This window comes from Streptosporangium sp. NPDC048047, from assembly GCF_040653115.1.
GTDB lineage: Bacteria > Actinomycetota > Actinomycetes > Streptosporangiales > Streptosporangiaceae > Streptosporangium.
On the sequence record NZ_JBEZNH010000002.1, the window covers coordinates 187,257 to 204,876 of the forward strand.

General features: G+C 74.0%; 13 protein-coding genes and 1 pseudogene. 9 read left to right on the top strand and 5 right to left on the bottom strand.

The features are described 5' to 3' along the window. Positions 1 to 16: 16 nt before the first annotated feature. Together AB0D67_RS02635 and cofD are read right to left on the bottom strand one after the other, a co-directional pair. Positions 17 to 1,339 (bottom strand): coenzyme F420-0:L-glutamate ligase, encoded by a 1,323-nt coding sequence (locus AB0D67_RS02635; RefSeq protein ID WP_362929100.1) that lies wholly within the window; start codon positions 1,337 to 1,339, stop codon positions 17 to 19. Further along, positions 1,336 to 2,394: a 2-phospho-L-lactate transferase gene (gene cofD, locus AB0D67_RS02640; RefSeq protein WP_362929102.1), complete on the bottom strand. Its 1,059-nt coding sequence runs from the start codon at positions 2,392 to 2,394 to the stop codon at positions 1,336 to 1,338. Before cofD ends, AB0D67_RS02635 begins: the two co-directional genes overlap by 4 nt. 238 nt (positions 2,395 to 2,632) lie before the next feature. Here cofD and AB0D67_RS02645 point away from each other — a divergent pair, with 238 nt between their 5' ends. The 4 genes from AB0D67_RS02645 (at position 2,633) to AB0D67_RS02660 (ending at position 10,259) form a co-directional block, all read left to right on the top strand. Then, a complete protein-coding gene (locus tag AB0D67_RS02645) occupies positions 2,633 to 4,912 on the top strand; it encodes a hypothetical protein (protein ID WP_362929104.1) in 2,280 nt (759 codons plus the stop codon). A 229-nt stretch (positions 4,913 to 5,141) separates the two neighbouring features. Beyond that, positions 5,142 to 5,402 (top strand): WhiB family transcriptional regulator, encoded by a 261-nt coding sequence (locus tag AB0D67_RS02650; RefSeq protein ID WP_179819442.1) that lies wholly within the window; start codon positions 5,142 to 5,144, stop codon positions 5,400 to 5,402. Between the two features lie 307 nt (positions 5,403 to 5,709). Then, on the top strand, positions 5,710 to 8,838 hold the full coding sequence (locus AB0D67_RS02655; protein ID WP_362929106.1) for a glycosyltransferase family 2 protein: 3,129 nt from the start codon (positions 5,710 to 5,712) through the stop codon (positions 8,836 to 8,838). Continuing rightward, a complete protein-coding gene (locus AB0D67_RS02660; RefSeq protein WP_362929108.1) occupies positions 8,835 to 10,259 on the top strand; it encodes a DUF5719 family protein in 1,425 nt (474 codons plus the stop codon). The genes AB0D67_RS02655 and AB0D67_RS02660 overlap by 4 nt, the downstream gene beginning before the upstream one ends. A gap of 98 nt (positions 10,260 to 10,357) precedes the next feature. On the opposite strand, the gene AB0D67_RS02665 is transcribed toward AB0D67_RS02660, so the two are convergent. Next, positions 10,358 to 10,753 (bottom strand): metallopeptidase family protein, encoded by a 396-nt coding sequence (locus tag AB0D67_RS02665; protein ID WP_362929110.1) that lies wholly within the window; start codon positions 10,751 to 10,753, stop codon positions 10,358 to 10,360. Positions 10,754 to 11,156: 403 nt separating this feature from the next. Here AB0D67_RS02665 and AB0D67_RS02670 point away from each other — a divergent pair, with 403 nt between their 5' ends. Genes AB0D67_RS02670 through AB0D67_RS02690 form a run of 5 tightly spaced genes read left to right on the top strand, consistent with a single transcriptional unit; the run spans position 11,157 to position 15,262 of the window. Next, a complete protein-coding gene (locus tag AB0D67_RS02670; protein ID WP_179819439.1) occupies positions 11,157 to 11,525 on the top strand; it encodes a DUF3499 domain-containing protein in 369 nt (122 codons plus the stop codon). A gap of 49 nt (positions 11,526 to 11,574) precedes the next feature. Next, a complete protein-coding gene (locus AB0D67_RS02675; protein ID WP_362929112.1) occupies positions 11,575 to 12,927 on the top strand; it encodes a phosphomannomutase/phosphoglucomutase in 1,353 nt (450 codons plus the stop codon). A 4-nt stretch (positions 12,928 to 12,931) separates the two neighbouring features. After that, on the top strand, positions 12,932 to 13,105 hold the full coding sequence (locus tag AB0D67_RS02680; RefSeq protein ID WP_362929114.1) for a Trm112 family protein: 174 nt from the start codon (positions 12,932 to 12,934) through the stop codon (positions 13,103 to 13,105). Next, positions 13,102 to 14,208, top strand: coding sequence for an SIS domain-containing protein (locus AB0D67_RS02685; RefSeq protein WP_362929116.1), 1,107 nt, complete (start codon positions 13,102 to 13,104; stop codon positions 14,206 to 14,208). The genes AB0D67_RS02680 and AB0D67_RS02685 overlap by 4 nt, the downstream gene beginning before the upstream one ends. A 49-nt stretch (positions 14,209 to 14,257) precedes the next feature. Continuing rightward, the gene (locus AB0D67_RS02690) at positions 14,258 to 15,262 is read left to right on the top strand and encodes a cation diffusion facilitator family transporter (protein WP_362929118.1); all 1,005 of its coding nucleotides are present in this window, start codon (positions 14,258 to 14,260) and stop codon (positions 15,260 to 15,262) included. Between the two features lie 214 nt (positions 15,263 to 15,476). On the opposite strand, the gene AB0D67_RS02695 is transcribed toward AB0D67_RS02690, so the two are convergent. Both AB0D67_RS02695 and AB0D67_RS02700 read right to left on the bottom strand, forming a co-directional pair. Continuing rightward, positions 15,477 to 16,952, bottom strand: a complete 1,476-nt coding sequence (locus tag AB0D67_RS02695) for a Fic family protein (RefSeq protein ID WP_362929120.1) — start codon at positions 16,950 to 16,952, stop codon at positions 15,477 to 15,479. 207 nt (positions 16,953 to 17,159) lie between these two features. Then, positions 17,160 to 17,489: pseudogene (locus AB0D67_RS02700) on the bottom strand (MerR family DNA-binding transcriptional regulator); the annotation flags it as partial. Positions 17,490 to 17,620 lie beyond the last annotated feature (131 nt).

Sequence of the window (17,620 nt, forward strand, 5' to 3'; positions counted from 1 at the left end):
GCGAGATTCACGGAACCTAGCGGACCGCGATGAAGTCGTCCGCCTTCCTCGGGGCCCGCTCGCGCGGCGGCGCGGCCGGGCGGCCGATCGCCACGGCGCCCATCGGGTCCCACGTCGCGGGCAGGTCCAGCACCTCGCGGACCACGTCGCGGCAGAACATGGTGGACGACACCCAGGCCGACCCGAGGCCCTCCACCGCGAGCTGGACCAGGAAGTTCTGCACCCCCGCGCCCGCCGCGACCACGAACATCTCCCGCTCGGCCGCCGCGCGGCGCGGGTCGGGGTAGGTGTGCGAGCCGTCCATGACCAAGCAGGGCACCGCGAGGTACGGCGCGGCCCGCAGGACGTCCCCGCGCCTGATCCGCCGCTCGATCGACGCCTCGGAGAAGCCGTCGCCCCGCAGGTCGGAGATCCACGCCTCCCGCATGGCGTCGAGCAGCCGCAGGCGGGTCCCGGCCGACTCCAGCAGCACGAACCGCCAGGGCGTCGTGTGGTGCGGCGCCGGGGCGGCGATCGCCGCCTCCACCGCCCGGCGGACCTTGGCGCCGTCCACCGGCTCGGCCGCGAACCCGCGGACGGTACGGCGGGCGAAGACCACGTCGCGTGAGCCGTACCGGAACATGTCGTCCTCGGACTGGCGGACCAGCTCCCGCACGCCCGGCCCGTCCTCCTCGGTGGTGTACTCCGCCATGCCGCGGATCACCGCCACCGGGGTCTGCGCGATCTTGCCCTTGACCAGGTCGCCGGCGGCGGCGAACTCGTCGGCGATCGCGGTCAGGGTCACCTCCAGCGGGTTGCCGTAGTCGTCGGACAGGCCCCGGTAGTCGAGTACGGCGGGCATCCCGGCCACGCCCACGGCCATGTCGGTCTGGCCGTTGCGCCAGGGGCGGCCGAAGGTGTCGGAGACGATCACCGCGACCGACACGCCGAGCCGCTCCCGGACGCTCCTGCGGACGGCCACGGCGGAGGCGTCGGGGTCGACCGGGAGGAGCACGACGGTGCCGGGCTCGGAGTTGGAGGCGTCCACCCCGGCGGCGGCCATCACGAACCCGTGCGAGGTCTCGGCGATCACCGTCTCGCCCCGCCGGGCGACGACCCGCCGGGTCTCGTCGGCGATGGCCTCCGACCGGCCGACACCGCGGCGGACCCGGCCCTCGGCCTTGCTGGAGATCTTGGAGGTGACCACGAGGATGTCGCCGTCACGGAGGTCGGGCATGGCCGCGGCGATCAGTGCGCCGACGTCGTCTCCCTCCCGCACCTCGGGCAGCCCGGGGACGGGGAAGACCTCCAACCTGGTCTCGACGGGCTGTTCGTCCTGCTTGCGGCGGGTCCTGCTCATCTTTCCTCTTCGTCTCGCGTCCCGGCGGCCTCACTCCGTGCCCCGGCGTCGTCCGGTGCTCCGGCGACTTCGTCTCGTGTCCCGGCGTCGTCCGGTGCTCCGGCGGCCCGGCCGCGGGAGGCCGCGAGGCCGGTGGCCATGTCGAGCGCGGCGCGGGCGATCGCGGCCGCCGCCTCGACGTCGTGCATGATCAGGGGACGGGCCTCGACGCGGACGCCGTCGAGCCGGACCCCGGCGTCCTCCTCGGCGACCAGCCAGCCGTCCAGCAGCGGCGAGCCGTACAGTTCCAGGACGGCCTGGGCGGTGGTCTCCACGCCGATCGCGGTGAGGCAGGCGTCGGCCATGCCGCGGACCGGGGCGCCGCCGACGATGGGGGAGACCCCGACCACCGTCTTGCCCTCAAGAGCCTCCCGGATGCCCTTGATCTGCAGGATCGTGCCGATGCTGACCACCGGGTTGGACGGCGGCAGGATCACCGCGTCGGCCTCGGCGACGGCCTCCAGCACGCCGGGGGCGGGCCGGGCCTCGTCGGCGCCGACCAGGACGATCCGCTCGGCCGGGACGGACGCGCGCATCCGCACCCACCACTCCTGGAAGTGGATCGCCCGGCGGCCCTGCTCGTCGGAGACGACCACGTGGGTCTCGACGCGGTCGTCGGTCATCGGGATCAGCCGCACGCCCGGCTCCCAGCGGGCGCACAGGGCCTCGGTGACCGCGGACAGCGGATACCCGGTCCGCAGCATCTGGGTGCGCACGATGTGGGTGGCGAAGTCGCGGTCGCCCAGACCGAACCACTGGGGCTCGACGCCGTAGGCGGCCAGCTCCTCCTTGACGGCGTGCGACTCGTCACGCCGGCCCCAGCCCTGCTCCTCGTCGATGCCGTCGCCGAGGGTGTACATCACGGTGTCCAGGTCGGGGCAGACCTGGAGGCCGTACAGGACGATGTCGTCACCGGTGTTGCCGATGACCGTTATCTCCGAGTCGGGGGCCGCGGCGCGCAGGCCGCGCAGGAAGCGGGCGCCGCCGATACCGCCGGCGAGGGACACGATGCGCATGACGTCCAGTCTTCCACTGCCTCGTGGCCGCCGGTCCGGCAGAATCTGCGCGGGGCGGCGGCCGCCTTGTCGTGATCGTTGCGGAGGGCCGTCCGCGCAGGCGGGAGCGCCGATACGGCTGTCCGAAATATATGGCAGCGTCCTTAATGGTTGGCTTGTGGGGCTGGCGAGGTTGCGGAGAGTTCCGACACGTAAGTCGGCCATGTGCAAAACTGGCTCGGATTTACCTGACGACCCGGTGGGGGTAGTTGTGAACAACGTCGAGGCTGACCGGCTCCGCGGACCGGCCGCGTGGCTCATGGTCGCCACGGCGGCCCTGAGCGTCCTTTTCGGCGTCACGCGGCTGTTGTTCGGATTCTCCGGCTACAGCGAGGCGACCTTCGCCGTCCGTGCGCAGGCGGTCCTGAGCGGCCTCACCTCCCCGGTGCTCGTCGCGCTCCTCGTCGGCGGCGTCCTGCTCGGAAGCCACTTCGGCCCGCCGGCCGCGCGGCTGAAGCTCATGACCCAGGTGGCCGTGGCCGCCCTGGGCCTGATGACGCTGTTCGGCGCGATCGGCCTGATCGGCGGGCTGTTCGCCGGTGACAGCGTGATGGGCCTGCTGGAGTTCCTCCTCCTCAACGTTCCGGCGCTGGCGCTCGCCGCCGTCGGGCTGCTCCACCTGCTGCCCCGGATGGCCGCCGCCGCTCCCAGGGCCCGGCCCGCGGCCGGGTTCACCGAGGGGAACGGCCTCGGCGCCGTCGGCGGCCTGGGCGGCATGCAGGAGCAGCGCCCGCAGGAGCAGTCCTTCCCGGCGCCTCCGCAGGCCGGGCACGCGGGGGTCCAGCAGGACCAGCCGTTCCCGCAGGGCTTCCCGCAGAACCCGGCCCCCCAGCAGCCCGGCTTCCCGCAGGCCCCCCAGCAGGGTTTCCAGCCGCAGGAGGCCGCCTTCCACCAGGGCCAGCAGGGGCACCAGGGTCAGCAGGGCTTCCCCCAGGGCCGGCAGGGCTTCCAGGGGCCGGGGGTTCCGCAGGGGCCCGCCGAGCAGATGTCCGCCGCCCAGCACGGCCTCCCGGACCAGGGCTTCCCGGACCAGGGCGCGCAGCAGGGCTTCCGGCCGCAGGAGGCCCAGCCCGGCCCCCACGTCCAGCCCCAGCATCCCCGGGGCCTGCCGGCGCTCCCGCCCGCGCAGAGCACCCAGGGCTCCCAGGACGCCCAGAACCCGATGGCCCCCGAGGGGCACGGCGGCGGTAACGGGTCCGAGGAGCACCTCCGGTCCGCCTCGACCACCGCCTACCCGGCGCAGCCGGGCGAGGGACACGCGCCGGCCTATCCGCAGGCCGGTGAGGGACACGCTCCCTCCTACGCGTCGCCGTCCGGCGACGGGCACGCCCCGGCCTACGCGCCGCAGGGCGGTGAGGGTTACGTCTCCTCCTACGGGGCCCCGTCCGGCGACGGCCACGCCCCGGCCGCCTACGCGCCGCCGTCCGGCGACCAGGGGTACGGCGCGCAGCCTCCGGTCTACAACCCGGCCCCGACGCAGCCCTCCCTGCCCCCGCAGGCGCCCGCGGCCCCGGCCGAGCAGCCGTACGCGCCCGGCCCGTACGTGGCGGCCGACGTCCAGCACGCGGCCACGCCGTACGAGCAGCCCGCCCCCTACGCCGTCCAGGCCGACCACGGCCGGCTCCCGGCCCACGGCGAGCAGCGGTTCCCCGGCTACGACCGTCCGGCCGACGGCGGGCTGCCCGGCTACGACCGCCCGGCCGACGGCGGGCTGCCCGGCTACGACCGGCAGCAGGCCGAGGGCGGGACGGGCGGCGGTCACGCTCCGCAGGCCGAGCAGCAGACGCCGTTCTACACGCCCCCGCAGGAGACCTACTCCCCGCAGGAGGGTTACTCCCCGCCGGCCGAGACCGGGGCGCACACCGCCTTCGACGGCCGGCCGCAGCAGTCCTTCCCGCAGCCGCCGGAGAACTACGGCCAGCCGCTCACCGGATACTCCGGCGGCGAGTTCGCCCGGCAGGCCGAGCAGCAGGGCGCGCCCTACCAGGCGCCCGCCCCGGTGGACCCCCGTTCCCAGCAGATCGCCCAGGCATACCAGCAGGCGGAGAGCTACGCCCAGCAGGCGCAGGGGACCGAGCCGCAGCTGCGCGTCCCGGAGTACACCTCCTCCCCGGGCCCGCAGACCGGCGGCTACGACGACCCCTTCGGGCACCCGCAGACCCACCAGACGCCGCCCGCGGCGCAGCCGTACCAGCAGCAGGGGCAGCAGCCGTACCAGCAGCAGGGCGGCGAGCAATGGGACGCGCAGGAGGAGTCGACGATGCGCCTCGGCTCCGGTGCCTACCGGGGGGACCCGCTGAACGATCCCGACCCCGGGATCAGGCCGTGGGACTCCCGCCCGACCATCGACCCGACCGCGATCTACAAGCCGGAGCGCTCGGGGCAGGTCACGGGGGAGGAAAGCACGGATAGAGAAAGGGTGGGCCCCGGTCAGGAGCAGAACATGTCCTGGTACGGTTCCGACCGCCGGGAGCACTGAACGACCAGGCGATCGTCATGATCGCCTGCCGCTCGCCCTCGTGGCGAGGAGCCGTGACACACCGACCGGGGAGAGCGGGTCTTTCCCCGGACTTCGGCATGCCGCTTGACGTCACACAGGCCACGCGCGTGTAATTACACACGTGTTGTTACGCCTTCCGCCTGCTGGGTAGGAGGGAGGCGTTCATAGGGGGGCTCGGATTCGCGGGCGGGCGGCAGGGAGGTGTGCAGTGGCCGACCTGGTCATCGCACAAGACGGCATCGCCGAGGAGCAGCTCGGCTGGCAGGAACGCGCGCTGTGCGCGCAGACCGACCCGGAGGCGTTCTTCCCGGAGAAGGGGGGCTCCACCCGGGAGGCCAAGAAGGTCTGCCGCTCATGTGAGGTGCGTGCCGAGTGCCTGGAGTACGCGCTGGAGCATGACGAGCGGTTCGGCATCTGGGGAGGGCTCTCGGAGCGCGAGCGCCGCCGGATCAAGCGTGAGGCGGTCTGAGCGCGAGGCGGTCTGAGGGTTCCGGCAGACGACGAGGGCGTCCGGAAAGGGCGTCCGGTGACATGACGAGGGGTCACGTGACCGTGGGGGGCGCGTGGCCCTTTTTCGCGCCCGCGTCCTGCCCGCCCATGCGGCGCTCCGCCGTCCGCGGGCCCCCTGACCGTCCGCCGTACGGCCCGCCGTCGTGTGCGGGAGGCCGGTGTTCCTTTCCGGGCACATGATCCTTCCCCGGCGGACATGACCTTTTCTCCGCCCCTGACATGCCTGACGGCCGTGTCGTATCGTTGTCGCCGATCATCACCCCCTCATGGACGCGAGACGCATGTCCGTCACCGACGCACCCTCGCCCCCCGACACCGTGACCGCGATCATCGTCTGCCACGACGGCGCCCGATGGCTGGGGGAGACCCTCGACGCGCTGCTCGGGCAGACCCGCGCGGTGGACCGCGTCGTCGGGGTGGACACCGGCAGCCGCGACGGCGCCGCCGAGCTGATGAGGGGCGTCCTCGGCCCGAACGCCGTGCTTCCCCTGCCCCGCCGGACCGGTTTCGGCGAGGCCGTCGCCGCGGTGCTCGACCGGCTCGGCCCGGCGGACGGGCGGGAGTGGCTCTGGCTGCTGCACGACGACTGCGCACCCGACCCCGGCGCGCTGCGGGCCCTGCTGCGGGCGGCTGGCGACGACCCGGAGATCGCGGTGCTCGGCCCCAAGCTCCTCGACTGGGCGGACCGGAGGGTCCTGCTGGAGATCGGCGTCACCGTGGACCTGACGGGACGCAGGGACACCGGGCTGGACCCCCGCGAGTACGACCAGGGCCAGCACGACGCCGACCGCGACGTGCTGTCGGTCTCCACCGCCGGGATGCTCGTCCGCCGCGACGTCTGGGAGGAGGTGGGCGGGCTCGACCCCTTCCTGCCGTTGTTCCGCGACGACCTCGACCTGTGCTGGCGGGTATGGTCCGCCGGGTACCGGGTCCGGAACGTCGCCGGCGCCGTCGCCTGGCACGCCGAGGCGGCCACCCGGCGCCTTCGCCGCGTCAGCGTCGGTTCCGGTTCCGGCTCCGGTTCCGGCTCCGGTTCCGGTTCCGGCGTCGGTTCCGGGTTCGGGTTCGGCGGAGACACCGGAGGAGGCATCGGCTTCGGTTCCGTCTTCACCAGAGGCTCCGGCACCGGTCCGGGCCGGGGCGGCCGACTCCGCCGCCTGGACCGGCGCAACGCCGTGTTCGTGGTCATGGCGAACCTGCCGTCCCGGTCGCTGCCGTGGGCGCTGGCCCGCAACCTCGCCGGCTCCGTCTGCCGCGCCCTGCTGCTCCTGCTGGGCAAGCGGCCCGCCGCCGCGCTGGACGAGATCGCCGCGCTCGGCTCGGTGCTCGCCCGCCCCGCCCGGCTGGCGGAGGCCCGGCGGGCCCGCGCCGCGGGGCGGCGGCGGTCCCACCGGGCCGTCGCCCGGCTGCTCACCCCGCCGGGGGCGGGCTACCGGCGGATGGCCGAGAGGCTGGAGAGCCGCCTGTCGGGAGCCGGGATCCCGGAGTCCGCGGGCCGCCACCACGCGGTGTCCACACCCGAGGAGGGCGACGAGCTGCTCGCCGACGCCGGGGGGATGCAGCGGTTCCTCGGCAACCCCGGCGTTCTGCTCTTCCTGGCGCTGACCGCGGTCACGCTGGCCGCCGAGCGCTCCCTGCTCGGCGGCGCCCGGCTGGGCGGGGGCGCGCTCGTCCCGGTGATCGGCGGGGCGTCCGACCTGTGGGACCTCTACACCGGCGGGCCCCGTCCGGCGGCACTGGGCGGCGACGCGTGGGCCCCGCCGTACGTCGCGGTGCTGGCCGCGGTCTCCACGGTGCTGCTGGGCAAGACCTGGCTCGCGGTCTGGCTGCTGCTCCTCGGCTGCGTGCCGCTCGCCGGGGTGTGCGCCTACGCGGCGGCCCGCCCGTTCGTCCCCGGCCGGTGGGCCCGGGCCCTGCCGGCCGCCTGCTACGCGCTCCTGCCGGTGGCCACCGGCGCGATCGCCGCGGGACGGTTCGGCACCGCCGTGGTCTTCGTGCTGCTGCCCGCCTGCGCGGCGCTGGCCGTCACCGTGCTCGCGGGCGAGCACGGCCGCGCCCGCCGGGCCGCGTGGGCGCTCGGCCTCCTGCTGGCCATCGGCACGGCCTTCGCCCCGCTGCTCTACCCCCTCGTGCTGGTCCTCGGCGCGCTGGCCGCGCTGGCCTTCCCTCGCCGGGGCATCGCGGCCTCGGTCGCGATCGTGTCCGGCGTCCCCGTGGCGCTGCTGCTTCCCTGGCTGGCCGGGATCGCCGCGAATCCGGGGCGGCTGCTGCTGGAAGCCGGTCTGTACCGGTCCGACCTCGCCGATCCCGCGCTGCCCGCCGGGACGCTGCTGGCGCTCGGCCCCGGCGGGCCGGGCGTGCCGCCGGCCTGGGTGACCTGCGGCCTCGTCGCCGCCTGCGTCGTCGTGACGGCCACGACGGCCATGCGCCGTGACCGCCCGGTCGCCGCGATCGGCTGGGGGGTCGCGCTGTTCGGCCTGCTGGTCGCGGTCCTGGTCAGCCGTACCACCGTCGCCTCCCCGAACGGCGACGTCCAGGGCCCCGCCTGGCCCGGCGTGCCGCTCGCCTTCACCGCCGTCGGGATGCTGACGGTGGCGGTCCTCGCCGCGCGCCGGGCCGCGAGGTTCCTGACGGCGGGCACGGCGGGCCGGACGGGTACGGCGAGCGCGGCGGACCGGATGGGTACGGCGGGTACGGCGGGCCGGGCGCGCCGGGTCGCCGCGCTCGCCGTCGTGGCGGCCGCCTGCTCCGCGCCCCTGCTCGCCGCCGTCACCTGGGTCGCCCGGGGCGCGGACGGACCGATCAACGGGAACGTTCCGGACGCGATGCCGGCGCTGGCCGCGGTCAACTCCGGCGACCGCGACCTGACCCTGCTGCTGCGCGCCCGGGGCGGCGGCTTCACCTTCACCGTGCTGCACCGCCGTACCCCGCTGGTCGGCGAGGCCGACGTCCCCGTGCCCGCGGGGCCGCGCGACCGCGTCGCCGTCGCCGCGGCCGGGCTGGTCTCGGGCAGGGGCGGCGACGACGTCCGGGTGCTGGCCGCCCACGGGGTGCGGTTCGTCGCGGTGGCCTCGCCGGTGGACCCGCGGGTCAGCCGCGCGCTGGACTCCCAGCCCGAGCTGGCCAGGATGAGCCTGTCGCGCAGGGTGGGCGTGTGGCAGGTGACGATCCCGGTCACCCCCCTTCCGGCGGCCCCGGACGACCCGTGGCACGGTCCCTGGCTCTGGGTCCAGGCGGTGATGGCCGCGGCCGTCGCGATCATGGCCGCGCCCGGGGCGCGTGACGAGCCCGCCGCGGGCGAGCCTCCGGGGGATCCCGGGGGCGCCGCCCGGGGAGGCTCACGGGACGTCTCCCGGGGCGTCTCCCGGGCCGGCGGGGAGGCGGTGGCCCGTTGAGAACCTCAGCCGAACGCCGCTCCGGCCCGCCCCGGCTCGTGCTGATCGTCCTTTCGGGCCTGGCCGTCCTGTACGGCTTCGCCGCCGCGACCCGGCCAGGGACCGCCGCCGCGCCCGCCCCCGCACCGCGGAAGGTGCCGGTGGCCTCCGTGACGGTCGTCTGCCCCGACCCCGGCGGCTCCGACGTCGGCGTCGTCACCCCGCCGGGCGGCGGCGGACAGGGCGCCGCCGCGCTGGTCGCGGGGGAGAGGACGCTGGCCACCCTGACCGTTCCCGGCGGCCTGTGGCAGGAGAGACAGAAGGCGGGATCGCCGCCGATCGTCGCGACGGCCTCCGGGAACATGGCGGCCGGGCTGGAGGCGGCGCAGACCCGCCGGGAGACCTCGGGCGAGCAGCGGGGGCTGGCCGGGGTCCGGTGCGTGGAACCGGGCGCGAGCGCCTGGCTGGTCGGACCGGGCCCGGCCGCGGCCGACGTCACGCTCCACCTCGCCAACGCCGACCTCGCCCCGGCCGGCGTGGAGATCACGGTCTATTCCGGCGAGGGCCCGGTGGCCGGCGGCTCCGGCGACACGATCATGATCGAGCCGGGTGAGAGCCGCGCGATCAGGCTGCGTGACATCGCCCCCTCCCCGCTGGTCATGGCCGTCGAGGTGAGCACCGCCTTCGGCCGGGTCACCGCGGCGGCCCACGCGGTCATGAGCGGCGGGCGGGGCGTCGACTGGCTGCCGCTCTCCGCCGGTCCGGCCACCCGGGTCGTGGTGCCCGGCGTCCCCGGCGGCGGGGGCCGGCGCGACCTGCTGGTCGCCTCGCCCGCCGGGACCGACGTGATCGTCGAGGTCCGGGTCGTCACGCCCGACGGCACCTACGCCCTGGACGGTCACGACGCGATCGAGGTGCCCGCCGGGTCGGTCGCCGTCATGGACCTGTCCGCCGGCCTGGACGGCAGGCCCGCCGCGGTCCTGCTCACCTCCCCGGTGCCGGTCGTGGCCGCGGTGGCGGCCACCGGGACGGGCAGGCGGGTCGATGTGGGCTTCACCGCCGGGGCCGCCCCGATCGACCTGGGCAGCGTGGTCGCCGGCAACCGTACGGGCGGCAAGAAGAGCTCCCGGCTGGTGTTCAGCGCGCCGGAGGCGGCCGGGAGGGTGAGCGTCACGATGCTGCCGCGCAAGGGGAAGGCGCCGGAGCCGATCGAGGTGGAGATCCCCGCCGCGCGCACCAAGGAGGTCGAGCTGCCCGACGTGGACGGCGCCTTCGCGGTGGTCGCGGAGCCGCTGCCGGGGTCGGGGCCGGTGTACGGCGCGCGGGTGATGGACGAGCGCCTGTCGGACGGGCGGGCGCTGACCGTGCAGCCACTGGCCGCGGCCCGGGTCTGGGCGCTGGTGCCGCCGATGGCCGAGTCCGCGGCGGCCGTGCTGCCCTGAGGCGCTGAGGCCCTGAGACGCTGAAGCTGGGAGGCCCTGAGGCGCTGAGGCGCTGAGGCTGGGAGGCCCGCCCCGGGGCCCGCCGGCGGCGGGACCCCTCAGTCCTCGCCCTCGTAGCCCGGGTCCACCGTCTCCGGCGACAGCCCCAGCAGCCCGGCGACCTGCTCGACCACCGTGTCGTGCACCAGCGCGCCGAGCTGCTCGCGGTCGCGGGCCCGGGCCTCCAGGGGGCGCCGGTAGACGACGACGACGGCGGGCCGCTTCCCCGAGGCCGGCTCGGACCGGCCGAACGGGATGGGCTCGCCGTCGAGCAGCCCGGGGCCGTCGCTCAGATCGGCCGCCGGGGGCACCTCCTCGACCGCGAACTGCACGGCGGCCAGCTGCTTGCCCCAGCGGGGCTTGAGCCGGTCCACGGCGTCGAGGACGAGGTCGTCGAAGCGCTCGCCGCGGGACTTGGCGATCGGCACGTGAGAGGGCGCCAGCGGGCCGCGCATGCCGCGTCCGTGCCGGTCGCGGCGGCGGGGAGGGCGGGGTCTACCGGGTGCCGAGCTCACGGGCCAAGCTTAGGCCGTGTTCCTCCGGCGTTCCCCCGGTGTTCCCCCCGATGTCCGCTCCGGCCCCTGTCCCGCTCCCGCCGTGCCATCCCGCCTCCGGTGTTCCCCCTGATGTCCGCTCCGGCCCCTGTCCCGCTCCCGCCGTGCCATCCCGTCCCCGGTATCCCCCGAGGTCCGCTTCGCCCCCTGTCCCGCTCCCGCCGTGACGCCCCGGTCCCGCCGCGGCCGGGGGCAAGCCGTACAGGCGGGTGAAAGCCGGGACACGTGTCCGAATTGTGGCGACACGCTCGTTAAGAGCGCTCAGGTAGTGGCGCCCCGGACGCTTACCGGATACGGTCCCACCGTGAGCCCCGTCCGCCGCTGTTCCCGCACCGCGTGCAGTCAGCCTGCCGTATTCACGCTCACGTACGTCTACGCCGACTCGACCGCCGTCCTCGGGCCCTTGGCGACGTACGCCGAGCCGCACTGTTACGACCTGTGCGCCGAGCACGCCGAGCGGCTGACAGCGCCCCGCGGCTGGGAGGTCGTCCGCCTGCCCAGCGAGGGCGCTCCGCCGAGCACGGACGACCTGGAGGCCCTGGCCAACGCGGTGCGCGAGGCCGCCAGGCCCGCCCCGGGCGGCGGCACCGAGCCGGTCGGCCAGGGGGTCGAGGTCGGGCGGCGCGGTCATCTCAGGGTGCTCCGATCGGCTCAGCCCCAGCGTGACCGCTGACCCTACTAGGCTGGGGTCGGCAGACACGACATAAAGGGGCGGAGCTGGAGTGGGCGACCTCGCCAGGATCTTCAAGGCGTACGACGTTCGCGGCGTCGTGCCGGACGAGTTCGACGAGGAGACCGCCGAGGCGGTCGGCGCGGCGTTCGCGGAGGTGACCGGGGCCCGCACCGCCGTGGTCGGCCGCGACATGCGCGACTCCTCCGAGCCGCTGGCCGCGGCGTTCGCCCGCGGGGCCGCCTCGCGGGGGACCGACGTGGTCGACATCGGCCTCGCCTCCACCGACATGCTGTACTACGCCAGCGGCAGCCTCGGCCTGCCCGGTGTGATGTTCACCGCCAGCCACAACCCGGCCCGCTACAACGGCATGAAGATGTGCCGGGCCGGAGCCGTGCCGATCGGCGGCGACACCGGGCTCACCGTGATCCGCGACCGGGCGGCCGAGCTGCTGGCCGAAGGGATCGGCGGGCCCGGCGGCGGGAGCGTGTCCCGGCGCGACCTGCTGCGGGGGTACGCCGACCATCTGCGCACGCTGGTCGACCTGTCGGGCATCCGGCCGCTGCGGGTCGTGGTGGACGCCGGCAACGGCATGGGCGGCCACACCGTCCCCACGGTGTTCGACGGGCTGCCGCTGGAGCTGACCGCCCTCTACTTCGAGCTGGACGGCGCCTTCCCCAACCACGAGGCCAATCCCCTGGAGCCGGAGAACCTCCGCGACCTGCAGAAGGCCGTCCTCGACGCCGGCGCCGACATCGGCCTGGCCTTCGACGGCGACGCCGACCGCTGCTGGGTGGTCGACGAGCGCGGCGAGTCGGTCTCCCCCTCGGCGATCACCGCGCTGGTCGCGGTGCGCGAGCTGGCCAAGCGGCCCGGCGCCCGGATCATCCACAACCTGATCACCTCGCTGAGCGTGCCGGAGATCGTCGCCGAGTACGGCGGCGAGCCGGTCCGCACCCGGGTGGGCCACTCGTTCATCAAGGCCGAGATGGCCAGGACCGGCGCGGTCTTCGGCGGCGAGCACTCCGCGCACTACTACTTCGGGGACTTCTGGTCCGCCGACACCGGGATGCTCGCCGCGTTGCACGTGCTGGCCGCGCTGGGCGAGCAGGACCGTCCGCTGTCGGACCTGCTCGCCGCCTACACCCGTTACGCCGCCTCCGGCGAGATCAACAGCACGGTCGCCGACCAGGGAGCGGCCGTCGAGCGGGTCCGCGAGCGGTTCGCCGCCCGTGACGGCGTCACCTTCGACGAGCTGGACGGCCTGACCGTGTCCGGCCCCGGATGGTGGTTCAACCTCCGTCCGTCCAACACCGAGCCGCTGCTCAGGCTGAACGCCGAGGCGGCCGACGACATTCAGATGGCAGCGATCAGGGACGAAGTCCTCGCTGTCGTGAGGAGCTGAGCGAGTGAAGATCGACGACTGGCTGCTTGAGATCCTGGCCTGCCCCAACTGCAAGTCACCGCTGCGCGCCAAGCCGGAGGCCGACGAGCTCTCCTGCACCTCGCCGTCCTGCGGCCTGGTGTACCCGGTCCGCGACGACATCCCGGTGCTGCTCGTCGACGAGGCCCGGAAGTCGTGAGCTGGGAGCCGGACCGCCTCGACGACCAGGAGTGGCTGACCGCGGGCGACCCCGCGGGGATGCTGCCCGCGGTGGCCTCCTCCGCCGCGCAGGTCCGGACCTACCACCGGGCCGCCGCCGAGGCCGACCTGTCGTCGCTCGCCGACGACGGCAGGCCCCGGGCCGTCGTGGTCGTGGGCATGGGCGGATCCGGCATCGCCGGTGACATCCTGGGCGCGGTGTGCGGCCCCGGCGTCCCGCTTCCCATCGTGACCGTACGGTCCCTGCGGCTGCCCGGCTGGGTCGGCGCGACCGATCTGGTGATCGCGGTGTCCTGCTCTGGCCGTACCGAGGAGACGCTCGCGACGGCGATGGAGGCCGTTCGCCGCGGATGCCGCCTGCTCGCCGTGGGCGCGCCCGACTCGCCGCTCGCGTCGGTCGCCCGGCAGGCGGGCGCGCCGTTCGTGCCCGTCACCGTCGGCGGACAGCCGCGCGCCGCCGTCTGGGCGCTGTCGGTGCCGCTCGTCGTCGCCGCCGCCCGGATGCGGCTGATCGAGGCGCCGGACGAGCTGTTCGAGGGTGTGGCCGCACGGCTGGAGGACATCGCCCACCGGTGCCGTCCGGCCAGCGAGTCGTTCATCAACCCCGGCAAGTCGCTGGCCATGGAGCTGGCCGAGACGGTGCCGATGGTCTGGGGGTCGTCGCCGCTCGCCGCGGTCGCCGCCTACCGCTGGGCCTGCCAGCTCAACGAGAACGCCAAATATCCGGCGCTCTGGGGTGAGATCCCCGAGGCCGGCCACAACCAGGTGATGGCGCTCGACGGTCCTCTGGCAACCCGTGACATCTTCGCCGACGAGCAGTCGCGGTCGCTGCGGCTGGTCATGCTGCGCGACACCGAGGAGCACCCCCAGGCGGCGCGCCGCCGCGAGGTCTCGGTACGGCTGGCGGAGGACCGCGGGGTGCCCGTCACGCAGGTCTCCGCCGAGGGGACGCACCCCCTGGAGCGGCTCGCCTCCCTGATCGGGCTGGGAGACTACGCGAGTACGTACCTCGCTCTCGGGTACGGGATCGACCCGTCCCCGGTGGGGGCGATCACGGAGCTGAAGGCGAGAATCCCGCAGTAGGCGGGACGGACCGAATGGGATCGATTGTGGAAGCAGCAGGGAGGCCGGCGTGAGCGCGGGCGGCGGTAACAAGGCGATCATCGCGGCACTGGCCGCCAACCTGGCGATCGCGGTGGCGAAGTTCGTGGCCTTCCTGATCACGACGTCGTCGTCGATGCTCGCGGAGTCCATCCACTCCGTGGCCGACTCCGGCAACCAGGTGCTGCTGCTGGTGGGCGGAAAGAAGGCCGAGCGCAAGCGCACCCGTGAGCACCCGTTCGGCTACGGGCGCGAGCGTTACTTCTACGCCTTCGTCGTGGCGGTGGTGCTGTTCACGATCGGCGCGCTGTTCTCCCTCTACGAGGGCTGGCACAAGATCTCCGACCCGCACCCGGTGGAGACGCCGGCCGTGGCGTTCGGCGTGCTGATCTTCGCCATCATCGCGGAGGGCTTCTCCTTCCGCACCGCCATCAAGGAGTCGAACCCGATCCGGGGCAAGCAGTCCTGGATGCAGTTCATCCGCCGCTCCAAGTCGCCGGAGCTGCCGGTCATCGTGCTGGAGGACTTCGGCGCGCTGGTCGGACTTGTGCTGGCGCTGGCCGGTGTGACGATGGCCGTGATCACCGGCAACGGCGTGTGGGACGGCGTCGGCACGATGGCGATCGGCGTGCTGCTCGCCGTCATCGCGGCGATCCTCGCGGTCGAGACCAAGTCGCTGCTGATCGGTGAGAGCGCCGGCCCGGAGGTCGAGCGGAAGATCTGCGCGGCCCTGGAGGGCACACCGGAGGTCGCCCGGGTCATCCACATGCGGACCCTGCACCTGGGGCCCGAGGAGATCCTCGTCGCCGCCAAGATCGCGGTGGACCACGACGACACGGCCGCGATGGTGGCGCGCGGCATCGACGAGGCCGAGCAGCGCATCCGCGCCGCCGTGCCGACGGCCCGCGTCATCTACCTGGAGCCGGACCTCGACCGGGCGGCGGCCGGTGGCTCACCGGCCCCGGCTGACGGCTCGTCGGCTCCGGCCGGTGACTCGCCTGCTCCGGCCGACGACCCGTCGCTGAGCCGCCCGTAACGTCCGCGACGCTCGTCCCGGAAGGGGCCCGGCCGTCACGCCGGGCCCCTTCGGCGTCTCCGGGTGCTCTTTCCGGCGGATCCAGCCGCTCGTCCCACCGTAGGAAGCGCGAGGTCTTGGAGGTCACGCCGCCGGGTCGCCCCTCACCGGTTCCCTGTGCCGTGGGAACGCCCTGTTCCTTGCTCTCGGGTTCCTTGCTCTCGGGCGGATGTGATCAGCCGAGTTGCTGGCCCAGCTGATCGACGGCAGCGGTCAGCACCTGGTCGATCACCTCGGTGATCTCGGGCCAGCGCGCGTCAGGGGCGTCGCTGAAGACAAGCGTCACGCTGTCGTCCGGAGTCGGATCACAGGCCCAGACAGGGACCGGGAGGTCGTTGCTTTCGATCTCTCCCGGTGGTGACACGGCGGCCGAGACGGTGAAGACGAGTGCGCCTGTGTTCGGCGGACCCGCCTTGATGATGGCCGTGTGGAAGTGAAGCGCGTATCCCACGATCTCCATGTAGAGAGTGGCCCACCAGACGCCCTCGTTCAGGTTGGGACGGAATCCGGCGCTGTTGGCCATGGCCCGGAAGCGGTCCCTGTGAAGCAGGGACCGCTGGCTCGGCGGTTCGGCGTGGTGAACGTGGACGACCGTCTCCGGGGCGATGGTCGCGAAGGCGTCGCGCAGAGCGTCTCCCTGCTTGCGCAGGTAGTGGGCGACCTTGGTCTGCAGCGAGCCCGCCAGCCGGACGGCGGGACCCGAACGACCTGCGGAGTCCTTCGCCACGAGGTTCAGGCGTAGCCGGTCGGCGTGCGCACGAGCCACCTCGGCCGCTCCACCGGCGGTCTCCCGAAGGACGGAGGGGGCTTCCAGCTCGAACCGCAACGCACTGATCTCCAGGCGGGCGAAGAGCCGGATCAGAGGGGCCAGGTCACCGGCATTCGCCTGGTCGAGCGCGTCGATGTACCGGGCACGTTGCGAGCGGTCCACGACCAGCGGGGCGTAGTTGTCACGAAGGAGAACCAGCAGCGTCAACGCGCGCGCCACCCTGCCGTTGCCATCCTCAAAGGGATGGATGCGGATGAAACGGTGGTGCAGCCACGCCGCTCGCGTGATCGGATGCGCCGCCTCCGTTTTCTGGTAGATCGCGATCAGCTGGTCCATCTGAGCCTGCACGTGCTCGGGCGGGGTGTACTCCAAGAGTGTGCCGTCCGGACGGACGACGTGGTTGGGATGCCTATTCCACTCGCCGTGCCGCATCGGGGCTTCGAAGACGCGTCCCAGGGTGTCGGTGGCGCCGTAGGTGAGCTGGCGTCGGGTGATCGCCTGGTGGAGTTCACGCACGAAGTGCACGCTCAGGTCCCTGCCTCCTCTGGCCGCGTCGGCCAGGAACTCCAGGGCGTCGTACTGTGAGCGGATCACCGCCAGGGTGTCATCGCTGATGCCTCCCTCGCGGGCGGCCGCTTCCTGGGTGAGGCCTTCGGCGACCAACGCGAGCGTCACGCCCCAGTCGACGTCGTAGAGACGCTCGATGATGCCGGTCTCGATGGCGTGCCTGCGCAGGCTGCGCCGGCGTGTCCGGCGGAACTCCTGCTCGTCGATGTGTTCGAGCCAGTCCTCCCAGGCACCCTTCAGCGCGTCGGCCGAGGCGAGGATCGCCGAGATCCCACCATTGAGATCAGGGAGCGGTTCGACGTCTTGCCAGCGCATGAGGCAAGGATAGGACCCGGGATGATGCCTCACCGGAGGTTCGGCCCATCGGGGGAAGGCAGACCGATGCTTCGCCGCGCGGCCTGGTCAACCGTGTGGGCGCGCCGGTGGGACCCGCGTGCCGCGCCGCGCCGCTGAGGAGGTCGGCGGGGCTTCCGCCGTACGCGGGGGGCGGCTCCGGGGCGGGGCTTCCGTCGCGCCAGGGGGGCGGCCCTGCAGCAGGCGCAGCGCCTTCTCCTTCTCGAAGTCCAGTGCCCGGCGCGGGGCCTGCAGCCTGCCGATCCGCAGGCCGAGGTCGCGTACGGCCTGCGCCACCGCCGGGTCGCTCAGCACCCGCAGCCCGAAGGCCAGTTCGGCGGGGGAGACGTCGAACCGCCTCTCCAGCTCCACCCCCTGGGCCACCGCCGAGAGCTCCTCGGGGCCGAACCGCCGGTGCGAGCCGCGGCTCCTGACCGGGGGCAGCAACCCGAGGGCCTCGCGGTAGCGGAGCATCCGGGGGGACATCCCGAGCCGCCGGGCCGCTTCCGTGATCCGCATCCCGGCCTCCCGCCGATTCTTACATTCTTCTGTCAGGTTACCCGTTTGGAAGATGCGCCCGGCCGGATCGGCCGCCTAAACTCGGACCGACGGCTTTCCGACCGAGTGGCGAGCCGGGTCCCCGAGCGAAG

What these genes read in the sequence shown, in the direction of transcription:
- AB0D67_RS02635 (WP_362929100.1), bottom strand. Translation starts at nt 1,339, where the DNA reads ATGAGCAGGACCCGCCGCAAGCAGGACGAACAGCCCGTCGAGACCAGG.
- cofD (WP_362929102.1), bottom strand. Translation starts at nt 2,394, where the DNA reads ATGCGCATCGTGTCCCTCGCCGGCGGTATCGGCGGCGCCCGCTTCCTG.
- AB0D67_RS02655 (WP_362929106.1), top strand. Translation starts at nt 5,710, where the DNA reads ATGGACGCGAGACGCATGTCCGTCACCGACGCACCCTCGCCCCCCGAC.
- AB0D67_RS02665 (WP_362929110.1), bottom strand. Translation starts at nt 10,753, where the DNA reads ATGCGCGGCCCGCTGGCGCCCTCTCACGTGCCGATCGCCAAGTCCCGC.
- AB0D67_RS02695 (WP_362929120.1), bottom strand. Translation starts at nt 16,952, where the DNA reads ATGCGCTGGCAAGACGTCGAACCGCTCCCTGATCTCAATGGTGGGATC.